At 36.9% G+C, this 14,464-nt stretch carries 13 protein-coding genes; 10 read left to right on the plus strand and 3 right to left on the minus strand.

Annotated elements, in window-relative coordinates; genetic code table 11:
• Positions 1-56: 56 nt before the first annotated feature.
• Both SYN6308_RS21120 and SYN6308_RS21125 read left to right on the plus strand, forming a co-directional pair.
• Entirely contained in the window at positions 57-1,775 is a 1,719-nt protein-coding gene (locus SYN6308_RS21120) for a potassium channel family protein (RefSeq protein ID WP_017296462.1), read from the plus strand.
• Between the two features lie 105 nt (positions 1,776-1,880).
• On the plus strand, positions 1,881-2,363 hold the full coding sequence (locus tag SYN6308_RS21125) for a response regulator (protein WP_017296463.1): 483 nt from the start codon (positions 1,881-1,883) through the stop codon (positions 2,361-2,363).
• A gap of 41 nt (positions 2,364-2,404) precedes the next feature.
• Here SYN6308_RS21125 and SYN6308_RS21130 read toward each other — a convergent pair whose 3' ends face one another.
• Positions 2,405-3,652 (minus strand): M16 family metallopeptidase, encoded by a 1,248-nt coding sequence (locus SYN6308_RS21130; RefSeq protein ID WP_026102204.1) that lies wholly within the window; start codon positions 3,650-3,652, stop codon positions 2,405-2,407.
• 370 nt (positions 3,653-4,022) lie between these two features.
• On the opposite strand from SYN6308_RS21130, the gene SYN6308_RS21135 reads away from it, so the two are divergent.
• From SYN6308_RS21135 to SYN6308_RS21155, 5 genes are all read left to right on the plus strand, one after another.
• Positions 4,023-5,084 carry a sulfate ABC transporter substrate-binding protein gene (locus SYN6308_RS21135; RefSeq protein ID WP_017296465.1) on the plus strand — a complete coding sequence of 354 codons (1,062 nt, stop codon included), beginning with the start codon at positions 4,023-4,025 and terminating at the stop codon, positions 5,082-5,084.
• Between the two features lie 30 nt (positions 5,085-5,114).
• Positions 5,115-5,432: an NIL domain-containing protein gene (locus tag SYN6308_RS21140; RefSeq protein ID WP_017296466.1), complete on the plus strand. Its 318-nt coding sequence runs from the start codon at positions 5,115-5,117 to the stop codon at positions 5,430-5,432.
• A 126-nt stretch (positions 5,433-5,558) separates the two neighbouring features.
• Positions 5,559-6,422 carry a sulfate ABC transporter permease subunit CysT gene (gene cysT, locus SYN6308_RS21145; protein WP_017296467.1) on the plus strand — a complete coding sequence of 288 codons (864 nt, stop codon included), beginning with the start codon at positions 5,559-5,561 and terminating at the stop codon, positions 6,420-6,422.
• On the plus strand, positions 6,409-7,221 hold the full coding sequence (gene cysW, locus SYN6308_RS21150; protein ID WP_017296468.1) for a sulfate ABC transporter permease subunit CysW: 813 nt from the start codon (positions 6,409-6,411) through the stop codon (positions 7,219-7,221). Before cysT ends, cysW begins: the two co-directional genes overlap by 14 nt.
• 119 nt (positions 7,222-7,340) lie before the next feature.
• Positions 7,341-8,357 carry a sulfate/molybdate ABC transporter ATP-binding protein gene (locus tag SYN6308_RS21155; RefSeq protein WP_017296469.1) on the plus strand — a complete coding sequence of 339 codons (1,017 nt, stop codon included), beginning with the start codon at positions 7,341-7,343 and terminating at the stop codon, positions 8,355-8,357.
• A 446-nt stretch (positions 8,358-8,803) separates the two neighbouring features.
• On the opposite strand, the gene SYN6308_RS21160 is transcribed toward SYN6308_RS21155, so the two are convergent.
• A complete protein-coding gene (locus SYN6308_RS21160) occupies positions 8,804-9,076 on the minus strand; it encodes a small RNA NsiR4-regulated ssr1528 family protein (RefSeq protein WP_017296470.1) in 273 nt (90 codons plus the stop codon).
• 162 nt (positions 9,077-9,238) lie between these two features.
• Positions 9,239-10,561 (minus strand): 30S ribosomal protein S12 methylthiotransferase RimO, encoded by a 1,323-nt coding sequence (gene rimO / locus SYN6308_RS21165; RefSeq protein WP_017296471.1) that lies wholly within the window; start codon positions 10,559-10,561, stop codon positions 9,239-9,241.
• 277 nt (positions 10,562-10,838) lie between these two features.
• On the opposite strand from rimO, the gene SYN6308_RS21170 reads away from it, so the two are divergent.
• From SYN6308_RS21170 to fabF, 3 genes are all read left to right on the plus strand, one after another.
• Positions 10,839-11,954, plus strand: coding sequence for a tetratricopeptide repeat protein (locus SYN6308_RS21170; RefSeq protein WP_017296472.1), 1,116 nt, complete (start codon positions 10,839-10,841; stop codon positions 11,952-11,954).
• 234 nt (positions 11,955-12,188) lie between these two features.
• Positions 12,189-12,437, plus strand: a complete 249-nt coding sequence (gene acpP, locus SYN6308_RS21175) for an acyl carrier protein (RefSeq protein ID WP_017296473.1) — start codon at positions 12,189-12,191, stop codon at positions 12,435-12,437.
• 341 nt (positions 12,438-12,778) lie between these two features.
• Complete coding sequence (fabF, locus tag SYN6308_RS21180) at positions 12,779-14,029, plus strand: beta-ketoacyl-ACP synthase II (protein WP_026102205.1); 1,251 nt, start codon at positions 12,779-12,781, stop codon at positions 14,027-14,029.
• Positions 14,030-14,464: the final 435 nt, after the last annotated feature.

The following is a 14,464-nucleotide window of genomic DNA, read 5'->3' on the forward strand; positions in this document are numbered from 1 at the left end:
GCAGTGTGAGAGAGCAACTGTCAATGATTGGTTAATAAATAGTTGAGTGGAAAAATATGAAACCTTTAATAATTGTCTCTGGTTTAGGATGTACGGGTTATAAAATCTATAATTTATTAAAACAACAGGGGGCGAATGTTATTGGTATTAGCGATCGCGCAGCGCCACTTCGTGATCGAACCATGACTACTCAAATCGATGATAATATCATCATAGGCGATTTACGCTCTCCCCAAGTATTAATCCAAGCAGGAATTAAAAAAGCATCTACCATTGTTTTGGCTAATAGCGATGATGCTTTGAATGTGGCAATTTTGACTCAAGCGAGGGTATTAAATCCGAAAATACGCATCGTTAATCGTATCTATAATCATACCCTAGGGGCGAGGCTCGATCGAACCTTAACGGATCACTTTAGTATGAGTGTACCATCTTTAGCCGCTCCCATTTTTGCCTTTTCTGCCTTGGGAAATAAAGCCATTGGACATTTAAAATTATTTGACCAAACATGGGCATTACATGAAGAAGTTATTACTTTAGAGCATCCTTGGTATGGATTAAGTTTAGCTCAACTATGGGATAATCTCGATCAAATGTTGATTTATTACTTACCCAAACATCAAGAAACAGATTTAATTTCCGCAGTAGTAAACGATCGAGAATTACAATTAGGAGATCATTTAATTGTAGCTGACAAAGCCAAAATGAAGAAAAAACGAGCTTTTTTTCTGTGGAGATGGTGGAAAGTATTAGTTAATATAAACACTTACAAACAATATGCTCAATCCATGATTATGGTGACATTAACCCTGTTAACCCTAATTTTGATAGCGACTTTTACCTATTTATGTGTAAATTGGGAAATTTCCCCCGTAGATGCTCTTTATTTTAGCGTTGGCATGATAACAGGCGCTGGAGGAAAAGAAGAAGTCGCCGAATCCGCACCAGATATTATTAAAATATTCACCGCCATTATGATGATTGTGGGCGCTGGAATTGTGGGTATTTGTTACGCTTTAATCAATGATTTCGTTTTAGGTAGTCGTTTAAAACAATTTTGGGATGCGGCAAGAGTGCCAACTAAACACCATTATATTATCTGTGGTTTAGGTAATGTTGCCATGGAAGTTGTCAGAGAATTGCACACCCAAGGGCATGAAATAGTCGTTATCGAACCAGATTATAATAACCGATTTTTGCACTCCGTTCGATCGATGGGGATTCCCGTCATCGTGGAAGATGCTTCCCTCGCTGACACCCTGAAAAGTGCTCATGTCGAAGACGCAGAAGCCATCATTATTGTCACCAGTAATGACATGATTAACGTAGAAATTGCCTTAACCGTCAAAGCCCTATCTGCGCAAATTCCTGTCATTCTCAGGGTACAAGATAACCAATTCGCCGAATCCGTCAAACAAGTATTTCAATTCGAGAATGTCTTATCCCCCACCGAATTAGCCACTTATTCCTTTGCCGCTGCCGCCTTGGGAGGAAGAATTTTGGGCAACGGCATGACCGATGATTTATTATGGGTAGCATTAGCCACTATGATCACCCCAAATCATCCTTTTTGTGATAAATTAGTGCAACAAATAGCCACCCAATCAGATTTTGTACCTCTTTATATCTCCAGAAACGGGAAAAATATTCATGGTTGGAACTTATTAGAAACAGAGCTGAAAAGTAATGATGTTCTCTATTTAACCATGCCCGCCACCAAATTAGATCAGTTGTGGCGCATCTCTCCTAATTCACCATTATTAATTCATTCATGAGTTACTTAAAAAAAATTAATATATTTACATTTTCTACACAATTTCTTCACAATTTTAAGCTATGATTTAGCCATTAAAGAAATCAATCACTGTGAGGATTGGAGCATGAGTTACTCAAAATCAGTTGTAGAGCCAGTTAATAGCATTGAAACAAAATCCCAATATGTGAAACAATCCGTGATTGCAGTAATAGATGATTGTTCACTATTTATGTCAAAAGTGGGAAAATTTTTAGAAGAATTAGATCATAGAATATTAGGTATTGATGAACCTATGGCTGGTATGGGAAAATTATTAGATGAACAACCACAGTTAATCTTACTAGATACACAAATGCCCACTATAGATGGTTATAGCGTGTGTAAGTTTTTACGATCGACTTCTTCTTTTAAAGATGTACCGATTATTCTTTTAACGGAATATGACAATAAATCGGAAAGGGAATACGCTACCTTTATTAAGGCAAATGATATTTTTTGTAAAAAGTCACATTTAGACAATTTAGTTACAATGATTCAAAATCATATCCCTTCTTCCACTACCCAAGAAGATGATTATTCTTTTTCCAAAAATTCGCTGTATGCCTAATCTTTGAGAGAGTCTCTAGTTTGTGGTAAAGGTTAAATGCCTTATTTACCCACGATCGAAACACAAAGAGAGCTATCTTGTAAATACTGATTCGCTACTGGTTGTATATCCTCAAGGGTGATGTTAGTGATAAGTTGAGGGAAAATATCATCATACTCGATGCCTAAGCCGAGGGTTTCATACCAGCCAAAAATTTGGGCAAATTCGGCATTAGTTTGTTTTCCTAGGGCATATTGCCCTAAAAGTTTACTTTTTGCTACCTCTAACTCCTCCATACTCAGTTTTTCTTCTCTTAACCTCTTAATTTCGTTATAGAGTCCTTCTTGTCCGACTTCTGTATTTTGGGAAGCAGTACCCATATATAACACGAATTGAGATTTATCTAATCTGGTGGGATAAAATGCCGAGACATCGTAAGCTAAACCTCGTTTTTCTCTCAATTCTACAAATAAACGACTGGATAAGCCATTACCTAAATAGGTAGTTAAGAGTTTGAGTATGGGGTAATCTGGATGGGTGATTTCGGGGGCGAGGTATCCCATCATAATGATAGATTGTTGATTATCTTGCTCTATTTTATGGAAGTTCGATCGAGAAGATAAATGATAAGGTTTTAGTTGTAGAGTTTCATTAGGGTTTTGTTGCCAGTCACCGAAGATATTTTCTACCAGTTCGATCGATCGAGCTAAATTGATTTTTCCTGCTAAACTAATAATCAAGTTATCAGGAGTAAAGTGCCTTTGATGACATTTTTTCAAGTCATCGGCGGTTAAATTATTAACAGTGTCTTCCGTACCTAACACAGAAAAACCGTAGGGATGCTCACCGTAAATCATTTCCCGTAGCTGAGTAAAAGCAAGGTTAAAAGGTTGTTCTTTTTGAGAGAGAATATTTTGTAGAGTAATCTTTTTTTCTAATTCGATTTCTGACTCAGGGAAAGAGGGATAACGGAGGATTTCGGAAGCAAGGGTAAGAATTTCGGGGAAATCTTCCGTAATAGTCTTCATACTAACCAAAAAATAGTCGCTGGAGGTATCTGTACCTAAAGCCGCACCGATCGACTCGACTTTTTCTGCTATTTCTAAAGAAGATAGGTTACGAGTGCCTTTAGAAATAACACTAGCGAGAAGGTGAAAAATACCAGCTTGAGAAGTTGCTTCCCATAAACTACCTGCATTGCGACAGAAGATGCGCCCGGCAATAATATCGGTGGTAGGATTTTCGATAACGATTAAAGTAATACCGTTTTTAAGGATTGTTTTTTGAATATAGTTGTGATTATTTTTCACCGATTCTATTTGTTTGAGTTGAAGATTCCCACCATTTGAGATCAAAAGGGAAAAAGGTTTTATCTAAAATTATATCACTTCTTTATCTCCCTGTCTTCGGAGTCTTCCAAGTCATTCATCATCTATTTTTAAGTACTGATGCAAAATAGATTGTGGACTTTGAAATTAATAAAATTTTCTCAATACCATGTTGCCTCTTGCCTTTCTTAAGGTAAATATACAATTAATTTTACTCACTTACTTATGTCGAACTCAGGTTTTTTTACTATGGAGTTATTTGGATATAAATTAAATCTGCATCAAAAATGTATTGAAAAATTTTTAATTATCAATTAAGATAGTAGTCAAAGAAAATGTAGAAACAAAAGGGATGAAAAAACAAAATAAGTTAATTAAAGGATTTATCATTGGTTTAGCTATTAGCGGTGTGATTACCGCTTGTACCAATACAAACAATACAAGCACCACTACAGAAACCAGTAATCAAACTAGCCCGAAACCAGAAGTAAAAATTACCTTAGTTAGTTATGCTGTAACACAAGCTGCTTATGAAAAAATCATTCCTCAATTTGCTCAGGAATGGGAAGAAAAAACAGGTCAAAAAGTTGTAGTGGAACAGAGTTATGGCGGGTCTGGATCGCAAACTAGGGCAGTTATTGACGGATTAGAAGCCGATGTCGTGGGTTTAGCCTTATCCGCAGATACCCTCAAAATTCAACAAGCAGGATTAATCGAGCCGGGTTGGGAACAAGAAGTACCTAATAATGGTATTGTAACTCGATCGGTGGTAGCTTTGGTAAGTAGAGAGGGAGGTAAAACCGCTAACACATGGGCAGATTTAGCTAATCCCGATATTAAAGTCATCACCGCTAACCCCAAAACTTCAGGGGGTGCTAGATGGAACTTTTTAGTATTATGGGGAGCTATTACCCAATCAGGAGGGGATGCTCAAAAAGCCGAAGAATTTGTTACCAGTGTCTATAAAAATGTCCCCGTATTGCCCAAAGATGCTAGAGAAGCAACGGACGTATTTTATAAACAAGGGCAAGGAGATATATTAATGAATTACGAAAATGAAATTTTACTAGCTAAGTTAAAGGGAGAAACTCAACCTTATGTGATACCTACAGACAAAAATATTTCTATTGATGGACCGATCGCAGTTGTAGATAAGTATGTAGATAAAAGAGGTACAAGGGAGGTAGCTGAAGCCTTTGTGCAATTTTTATATACTCCCGAAGCTCAAAGAGCCTTTGCTGAAGTCGGTTTTCGCCCTGTGGATGAGGCAATATTTGAGGAATTTAAGGATCAATATCCCAAAGTGGATAATTTATTTACCGTAGAAGCCTTTGGCGGTTGGGATCAAGTTCAAAAAGATTTCTTTGATGATGGTGCTGTATTCGATCGAATTTTTGCCAATCTCCGTAAGTAAAAATTACTATTAATAAATCAGGATAAATTTATGACAAATAGCTCGATCGAGCCAGAAAAAAAATCCCTAAAAATATCCTTACATATTCCTCCCAAATATTTGGAAAAACCGATAATTTTTGATTTAGCAGTTAACTATAAATTAGAAGTTAATATAACCTCAGCTTTGTTAGGTGAATATGGAGATGGAGATGGTTGGTTTAACTTAGTTTTATCAGGGGAAAACCAACATTTAAAAGAGGGGTTAAATTACCTTAAACAACTAGATATTGAAGTTTGGACAAACAATGAAAAGGGACAAACTTTAATTAAAGATTGGGATTTTGAAGGCTGGTTATTAGGTGGTTAAAATCTTGCTTATTATAGGTATTAAGAAGCTAATAATAATTAATTCTCCATTCTCCATTCTCCATTCTCCATTCTTAATTCTCAATTCTCAATTCTCAATTCTCAATTCTCAATTCTCAATTTTTTTATGACTAATATTTTTTACGAACCTCCCATAGAAATTAAAGTAAATAGTATTACTAATTTTCTTTCAAAAATATCCTTACCTTGGACTGTCACCATTGGATATTTAACGATTATGTTATTAATACCGATGGCTGCATTAATTTTAAAATCTTCAGAGTTAGGATTTGCTAGATTTTGGGAAATAGCGACTTCCGATGTGGCAATGTCAGCTTATCAAGTAACCTTTGTTACCGCCCTTTTTGCCGGGGCTATTAATGGCTTAATGGGAACATTATTAGCATGGGTTTTAGTTAGATATACATTTCCGGGGCGCAAAATTTTCGATGCCATGATTGATATTCCCTTCGCCCTACCTACCGCCGTAGCTGGGTTAGTTTTAGCCACCGTTTATAGCCCTAGTGGTTGGATTGGGCAATTTTTCACACCTTTTGGCATTAAAATCGCCTTTTCTCAATTAGGGGTATTTGTGGCGATGTTATTTATTTCTTTGCCCTTCGTAGTAAGAACATTGCAACCAGTATTGCAAGAGTTAGAGAAAGAAACGGAAGAAGCCGCTTGGGCTTTAGGTGCAGACGATTGGGATACTTTTCGCCTTGTCATTTTACCTCCTCTAATTCCCCCGATTTTAACGGGAATTGCTTTAGGATTTTCGAGGGCTGTAGGAGAATATGGCTCAGTTGTAGTTATCGCCTCTAACATCCCTTTTCAAGACTTAATTGCCCCAGTGTTAGTCTTTCAACGTCTTGAAGAATACGACTATGTAGGTGCTACTGTCATCGGGGCAGTGCTTTTACTTATTTCTTTAATAATTTTATTCGTCATTAACTTCTTACAACAGTGGGGACGTAGTTATGCAGAAAATTAAATCTGTGGAAACGTGGTTAATCATCATCTCTTTAATCTATTTAGCCTTAATCTTGGTTATTCCTGCTATATCAGTATTTTTTGAGGCTTTCCATAAAGGAGTACAGCCTTTTCTTGAGGCTTTACAACAGAGAGAATTTGGAGAAGCGGTAAAACTAACCATTATCATTGCCTTTGTCAGTGTACCCTTAAATACCATTTTCGGACTTTGTGCCGCTTGGGTAATTGCTAGGAATGAGTTTAGGGGAAAAGCCTTTTTAGTGAGTTTGATTGATTTACCTTTTTCTATCTCTCCTGTGGTAGCAGGTTTAATGCTGGTGTTGTTATACGGTAGAAATGGATGGTTTGGTGGTTTAATCGAGTATTTTGACGTTAGAATCATCTTTGCTTTACCCGGTATGATTTTGGCGACTATTTTTGTTACTTTCCCTTTTGTAGCTAGAGAAGTAATCCCCGTATTGGAAGAAGTCGGACCCGAACTAGAAGACGCTGCTCGTACTTTAGGCGCTACAGACTGGCAAATATTTTGGCGTGTCACTTTACCAACGGTACGCTGGGGCTTACTCTATGGGGTGTTACTGACTAATGCTCGTGCTATGGGGGAATTTGGAGCAGTGGCGGTAGTTTCTGGAAGTATTATCGGGCAAACGGCAACCTTACCGATATTTGTAGAGTTAGCCTATAAAAACTATCAAACGGAAGCGGCTTTTAGTGCGGCGGTGGTATTAGGCTTATTAGGTGCTTTAACCCTGATTTTCAAAGAAATTTTAGAGCAAAAAACCAAAATTGTGGACACTTAATCGTAGGTTGGGTTAGTGATAACGTAACCCAACAAATTCCCTCAAGGGGTTAACGACTAAAGTCGTCACTACGAACAATTAATTAAACTTTTAAATCAAAAATAAATAGGTAAAAAATTATGAGTATTCTTGTTAATAATGTTTCTAAAAATTTTGGTAGTTATCTAGCTTTAGATAATATCAATTTAGAAGTTAAAACTAATACCTTAGTGGCTTTATTAGGTCCTTCTGGTTCAGGTAAATCAACACTGTTACGCACTATATCGGGGTTAGAAAATCCTGATGTGGGGAACATTATTATTAACGGAAAAGATGCCACGGGAGTTGATATTCGTAAACGAAATATTGGTTTTGTTTTTCAACATTATGCTTTATTTAAACATCTAACTATTCGTGAAAATATCGCTTTTGGCTTACGCATTCGTAAAGCACCAGAAACACAAGTAAAAGAAAAAGTTGCTGAATTGTTAAATTTAATACAACTGGAAGGATTGGGCGATCGTTATCCTAGTCAATTATCAGGTGGACAAAGACAACGGGTAGCCTTAGCTCGTGCCTTAGCAGTACAACCGCAAGTATTACTTTTAGATGAACCTTTTGGGGCATTGGATGCTAAGGTAAGAAAGGAATTAAGAGCTTGGTTAAGAAGGCTACACGACGAAGTTCATATTACTAGCGTATTTGTAACCCATGATCAAGAGGAAGCTATGGAAGTAGCTGACGAGATTGTTGTGATGAATCAAGGGCGCATTGAGCAAATCGGCACTCCAGCAGAAATTTATGATAATCCTGCGTCATCTTTTGTGATGAAATTCATCGGGGAGGTGAATATTTTACCCCGTCACGCATCTTTATTTGGTCAAAATACTCTTGATAATTTAGGGGATGATATATTTGTCAGACCTCACGAATTAGAGATATTATTAGAGGATGATGGTCAAAGTAGTCGTGCGATCGTCCAACGTATTATTCACTTAGGATGGGAAATTCAAGCGGAATTATCTATTGATAATTGGGAAATTACTGCCCATTTGAATCGAGAAAAGTTCGATCGATTAGGTTTACGGCGTAATCAAACTGTATATATTAAACCTAGCCGTGTTAAGAGTTTCCCCAATACTTCTGTAGCAGTTTAATTTTTCCAAGAAGGAGAAATGATGATGAATTTTTCAGTTCGATCGACATTCATTCTTAGGTAAAATAAAGAAAGTGTCACTATAGGAAAATACTGTGAATCAGGTTATTATTGCTATTCTGGGGGGAATTAGTGCCTTTGTTGCCAACAATATTACCTGAGTGAACCATAAAATTTTAGATAAGGGTATGAGATAGGAGATAGGAGACAGGAGATAGTAGTAAGAATTGATTTAAACTTATGTAAAATTCATTTTTGGCAATTATTTACCTTTGTTTAATTATTTTCTTTGACTAAAATTTGAACAGTTATTACTCAATAACCCTTATTTTAAAAGGTTTTTAATCTCGAATTTAACAGATATTTACCAGTGGATCAAAGAAAATGAATCCACCGTTAAGAGTATTTTTGTCGGTTAAATGCGTCTTTCTCTATGGTGATATTTTGTTATTTACCATAATAAAAAGCAATTTCTTTTTCTTTTAAAGGAGTAAAGTCACTATCGATGAGCATTTGATTCAATTCCACTTGGGCTATATGTTTCGCTCCAATGCGTACTATTCTCGATCGCATGGTATTTGTAACCCCACTGCGTTGCCGTTGTCCTTCTAACCCCATTACCTGATTATATAAGTTTAACTTAGCTTCAGGGATAGGGCTACCATCTAAGTCGATTCCAAGCGCGATCGCCTTATCTACTGCATCTGCACCAGTTTGCATCTTGTTTATCTTTGCCTAAAATTTTTAACAACGTTTATTATAACCTGAGTTTGACATAAAATTTTTGATGAAGATAGGAGATAGGAGACAGGAGATAGAAGATAGTAGTAAGAATTGAGTTAAACATTAGTTAAATTGATTTTCAGCAATATTTTACTAACTTTAAGAATTTACTTCAATTTCACCATAGAGATCATAAACGTCAGAAGATGTAATTCTAACAGGTACGATCGAACCTAAAGTAGCCGAACCTGTTACATAGACTAAACCATCTACTTCTGGGGCAAAACGGCTCGATCGACCAATTAATTCACCAGTACTAGGATTTTCTTGTTCAATTAACACAGAGACAAGTTTACCTACTTCAGCTTGATTTTTTCTGGCGGCAATGGGTTGTTGTAACTCCATTAAGCGATTACGGCGATCTTCTTTGATGTCATCAGGTACTTGATTCTCTAAATCATAGGCTTTTGTGCCTTCTTCGGGGGAAAAGGTAAACACTCCCACATGATCAAATTCATGTCTTTTCACAAACTGCAATAAATGCTCAAAATGCTCCTCTGTTTCACCCGGAAAGCCCACAATAAAAGTTGTACGCATTACTGCATCAGGTAAAGCTAGTTTAATTCTGTGGATAATTTCATCATTAACTTTACCCTGCCAAGGGCGATTCATACTTTTTAAAATGTCAGGGTGAGAATGTTGTAACGGTAAATCTAAATAGGGTAAAACGTTGGCAGTTTCTCTCATTGCCTCGATAACTTTATCTGTTAAACCCGTAGGATAAGCATAATGTATTCTAATCCAAGGAATATCAACTTTACCCAAAGCCCTAAGTAATTCTGCTAACTTCGGCTCACCATATAAGTCAACACCGTAATTAGTGGTAATTTGAGAGATTAAAATTAACTCTTGTACTCCCTGTTCTGCTAATTGTTGAGCTTCTGCTACAATGGATTCGATGGTTCTCGATCGTTGATTACCTCGTAAATGAGGAATAATGCAAAAAGCACAACGATAATCGCAACCCTCTGCCACTCGAAGATAAGCAACCCCTTCGGTGGTGGTACGATAACGGGGTATATTCTCATCGGCGATAAAAGTTGGGGTAGCGGAAACCGCTTTGACTCTTTCCCCTGCTTCCACTCGTTTAATCACATCGACAATATTTTGGTAATCTCCTGTACCCACGATCGCCACGGCTTCGGGCAATTCTGCTAATAATTCTTCTTGAAAATGTTGTGCCATGCAACCAGAGATAATAATTTTTTTCTGGTTTTCTGCTAATTCGACTAAAGTTCTCACGGATTCTTGACGAGCAGACTCAATAAAACTACAAGTATTGACAATGACATAATCGGCTAATTCTTCAGTATTATCGATGGGATAACCAGATTGAGCGAGTAACCCTAGCATATGCTCAGAGTCAATACGATTTTTTTCACATCCTAAATGAGATACGGCGATGGTTGGCTTATTGCCCATATTTAACGGTGGTATAACTTTCTTACAATTATTATTTTACCTGAAAAAAATGTTTTATCAGTTTGTAGTAATAGGGTAGTTATTACCCCCCCATAAAATCACTATAAAAATCAACTGATTCTTGGAAGTAAAAAATATGCCTGATTGACATTCAAAAACTCTTGAGACATTGAGGGAAAAGGTTCAACAAAAGGTAGCAAATCAGTTGAACTATTATTCAACATTTCTTGCGGTAAAAATGCCCTTTTGATGTTATCATTAAGATTCTTTAAGTTTAATGGAGGTTGAAAACCGAGTGTATAAGCACATTATCCCTCAAATAATTATCTCTTTACTTTTAGGAGGTATGGGGTTATTTCCCGTAGCATTGACGGCACAGGCTCAAACGTCTCAAACCGTTGCCACTAGATTGAATCCCCAACAAAGACAACAGTTATATAGTTTACTTCAACAAGGTAAACAGTATGTTTCCATCAGGGATTGGAATAGTGCTTTATCTATTTATCGTCAAGCAGCAGTTTTAGACGGTGATAATCCCAAAATATTTTCGGGCATGGGTTATCTTTATGCCTCTTTAGGTGATTTTCCCTCGGCAGTCAATGCCTATCAACAAGCTCTCACTCTTGCTCCTGATAATGGAGATTTTTATTCGGCTTTAGGTTATACTTTTGCTCAAATTGGTGACAATGCTAAGGCGATCGAATCCTATGAAAAAGCCATCGCCCTACAACCTAATAATGCCGATAATTTGACCGCTTTAGGGGTATTATTACTAAGAAATAAACAGTATGGACAAGTTGAAAATTACTATCGAAGGGCTATATCTATCGATCCCAAGAATGAAACTGCCTATGATATGATGGCAACCGCTCTTTATCAACAAGATAAAAATGATGAAGCTATCACCTTTTTAGAGAGTTCGATCGAAAAATTCCCCGACAACAGTGATTTAAGATTAAAATTAGCCACCGCTTACTTTAAAGGGGAAAAATCCGCCGAAGGATTACAACAACTCAAAATTTTAGAAGATAACCAGCCCAATAATCCTAAAATCGTCTTAAAAATGGCGATGGTATATGAACAACAACAAGATTTAGATAAAGCCTTAACCGCCTACCAAAAAGCATCCGCCCTTGATAACAATTCCATACAAGCCTACGGGGGCATTGCTAGAGTTTTAGAACAAAAACAAGATGATTTTCGTGCGATCGTTGCTTATCGTCGTTTTATTGAATTAGCCCCACAAAATCCCTATGGTTATCATCGTTTAGGCTTACTATTAAAACAAAGAGGCAGAACCGCAGAAGCCAAACAAGTCCTAGAAACAGCCAAAAATATTTATGAACAACAAGGTAAATTAGATAGCGTTGCCGAAGTAAAAAAAGAACTATAACCACAAATAATGGAGAATTGAGAATGGATAATGGAGAATTTAAAATCATCAAATTTTCTTCTTCTCCTCCTAACTCCTCTCTCCTAACTCCTGTCTCTCTAATTAAATTGATAATTGATAATTACCAAAAAAATGTAAACTAATAAACAGTAAAATAGTCTGTCTTGATTTTTGTTACTCATTTAAGTCAAAATAACAAACGGATTAATAGTTAAAATCGATATTAAAAGAAATATGAACCAAGAAATATTAGAAAAAGTACAAGAAATTGTCGTCGAACAATTAGACGTTACCGCCGACAAAGTAACTCCTGATGCTAATTTTGTTAATGATTTAGATGCTGATTCCCTCGATGTAGTGGAATTAGTTATGGCTTTAGAAGAGGCTTTCGAGATTGAAATTTCTGATGAAGAAGCCGAAAAAATTACTACCGTAGCGGAAGCTGTAAATCATATTGAAGCGAAAACTCAAGCAGTAGCTTAATTCTCCTCAAAACTGGCTGATAAGGATAGGAAAATAGACTACAAACAGGAGGCAAGAAAATAATTTGTCAATCAATTAATACTGATAAACTAAATTTTTCTTGGTTTCCATTTATCCCATAAAGACTTAATTTCTACTAATAAAAATAGAAAAATAGTCTTAACAACATATTCAAATTAATTAAGTTATCAGGGACAAAATCCCCTAGTGGTAAAGTGTCTAATTGAAAAAAGTGTTTAAAATTATCGATCGAACTTAAAAATTTTAATCCTAAATTCTGCATTTTATCACTGGATTATAGCTGTTACGAACAGCATATATATAGTTATTTTTTTAAAATTATGAGTAATAGACAACTAAAAAGAGTTGTAGTTACAGGCATGGGAGCGATAACCCCCATCGGTAATACATTAGAATCTTATTGGACAGGGTTAAAAGAAGGACGCAACGGCATCGGTATGATTACTTGTTTTGATACAAAAGATTATGCTTGTAAAATTGCCGGAGAAATAAAAGATTTTGATCCCTTATCATACATGGAACGTAAAGAAGCCAAACGTATGGCAAGATTTTCCCAATTTGCAGTAGCTGCCAGTGTTGACGCGCTTAAAGATGCCAACTTGGTTATTAATGATGATAACGCCGATGATGTGGGTATCGTCATCGGTACGGGAGTTGGTGGTTTAAGTGTCATGGAAGAGCAAAACGAAGTATTACTAACTAAAGGGCCAGGGCGAGTTACCCCTTTTTTAGTACCAACCATGATCTCTAATATGGCAGCAGGTTTAACTGCTATTCATGTGGGAGCAAAAGGTCCTAATTCCTGTGCTGTAACGGCTTGTGCTGCGGGTTCAAATGCCATTGGGGATGCTTTTCGTCTTATTCAAGGAGGCTATGCCAAAGCCATGATTTGCGGTGGCACAGAAGCAGCGATAACTCCTTTAGCTATGGCAGGTTTTGCTTCGGCTAAGGCTTTATCCACCCGTAATGATAGCCCTGAAACTGCTAGTCGTCCTTTTGATGTCGATCGAGATGGCTTTGTCATGGGAGAAGGTGCAGGTATTCTCATTTTAGAAGAAAGAGAAAGCGCGATGGCACGGGGAGCAAGAATTTACGCTGAAATGGTAGGTTATGGCATGACTTGCGATGCCTATCATATGACTTCTCCTGTACCCGAAGGATTAGGGGCAACGAAAGCGATCGAACTAGCCTTAAAAGACGGTAACTTAACCCCTGATGAAATTAGCTATGTCAATGCCCATGGCACAAGTACTTCCGCAAATGATACTACAGAAACAAAAGCCATTAAACGGGCTTTAGGAAACAACGCCTATAAAATTGTCGTAAGTTCCACTAAATCCATGACAGGACATCTTCTAGGGGGTTCTGGGGGGATCGAAGCAGTGGCGACAGTATTGGCAATTTATCACGATCGAGTGCCTCCTACAATCAACTTACAAAATCCTGATCCAGATTGCGATTTAGATTATGTAGCAAAAGAAAGTCGTCAGGTTAATGTAGAGGTTGCCTTATCCAACTCCTTCGGTTTTGGTGGACATAACGTAACTTTAGCATTCCGCAAACACCTTTAATAATCAGGGGTTGCCTCATCGTCTTTTGAAGAGGGTAGGTGTCAGGTATTACCTGAGTTCGATATAAAAATAGGTGAGGAGTGACTTGGAAGACAGGCAGACAGGCAGACAGGAGGATTGTGTTTTTTTGAGTCAATAAAATTATTTTTAAAACCCACAAATATTGGGAATTTTTCTACCTGTCCACTTGTCCACTTGTCTACCTGTCTAGTTTTCATCATTTTCTTTATGGTTCACTGAGGTGGTATTGTATCATAAACCGCCAAGAAATAAATTTCATGGAATTCATAGCATAAGTCGGCTAAAGCGACTAATTTTAAGAGATTAAAGTGTTTTTTTTGTATTTTATCATTTTAAAAGATATTTATGAAATCGCTAAGAGAGATTTTCGCTGTTAGCGATTTCAATTTATTGCGAAGCGGGTTATTTTATTAA

It is taken from the genome of Geminocystis herdmanii PCC 6308, from assembly GCF_000332235.1.
Lineage (GTDB): Bacteria > Cyanobacteriota > Cyanobacteriia > Cyanobacteriales > Cyanobacteriaceae > Geminocystis > Geminocystis herdmanii.

What these genes read in the sequence shown, in the direction of transcription:
- SYN6308_RS21120 (WP_017296462.1), top strand. Translation starts at nt 57, where the DNA reads ATGAAACCTTTAATAATTGTCTCTGGTTTAGGATGTACGGGTTATAAA.
- SYN6308_RS21125 (WP_017296463.1), top strand. Translation starts at nt 1,881, where the DNA reads ATGAGTTACTCAAAATCAGTTGTAGAGCCAGTTAATAGCATTGAAACA.
- SYN6308_RS21135 (WP_017296465.1), top strand. Translation starts at nt 4,023, where the DNA reads ATGAAAAAACAAAATAAGTTAATTAAAGGATTTATCATTGGTTTAGCT.
- SYN6308_RS21140 (WP_017296466.1), top strand. Translation starts at nt 5,115, where the DNA reads ATGACAAATAGCTCGATCGAGCCAGAAAAAAAATCCCTAAAAATATCC.
- cysT (WP_017296467.1), top strand. Translation starts at nt 5,559, where the DNA reads ATGACTAATATTTTTTACGAACCTCCCATAGAAATTAAAGTAAATAGT.
- cysW (WP_017296468.1), top strand. Translation starts at nt 6,409, where the DNA reads ATGCAGAAAATTAAATCTGTGGAAACGTGGTTAATCATCATCTCTTTA.
- SYN6308_RS21155 (WP_017296469.1), top strand. Translation starts at nt 7,341, where the DNA reads ATGAGTATTCTTGTTAATAATGTTTCTAAAAATTTTGGTAGTTATCTA.
- SYN6308_RS21160 (WP_017296470.1), bottom strand. Translation starts at nt 9,076, where the DNA reads ATGCAAACTGGTGCAGATGCAGTAGATAAGGCGATCGCGCTTGGAATC.
- rimO (WP_017296471.1), bottom strand. Translation starts at nt 10,561, where the DNA reads ATGGGCAATAAGCCAACCATCGCCGTATCTCATTTAGGATGTGAAAAA.
- SYN6308_RS21170 (WP_017296472.1), top strand. Translation starts at nt 10,839, where the DNA reads ATGGAGGTTGAAAACCGAGTGTATAAGCACATTATCCCTCAAATAATT.
- acpP (WP_017296473.1), top strand. Translation starts at nt 12,189, where the DNA reads ATGAACCAAGAAATATTAGAAAAAGTACAAGAAATTGTCGTCGAACAA.
- fabF (WP_026102205.1), top strand. Translation starts at nt 12,779, where the DNA reads ATGAGTAATAGACAACTAAAAAGAGTTGTAGTTACAGGCATGGGAGCG.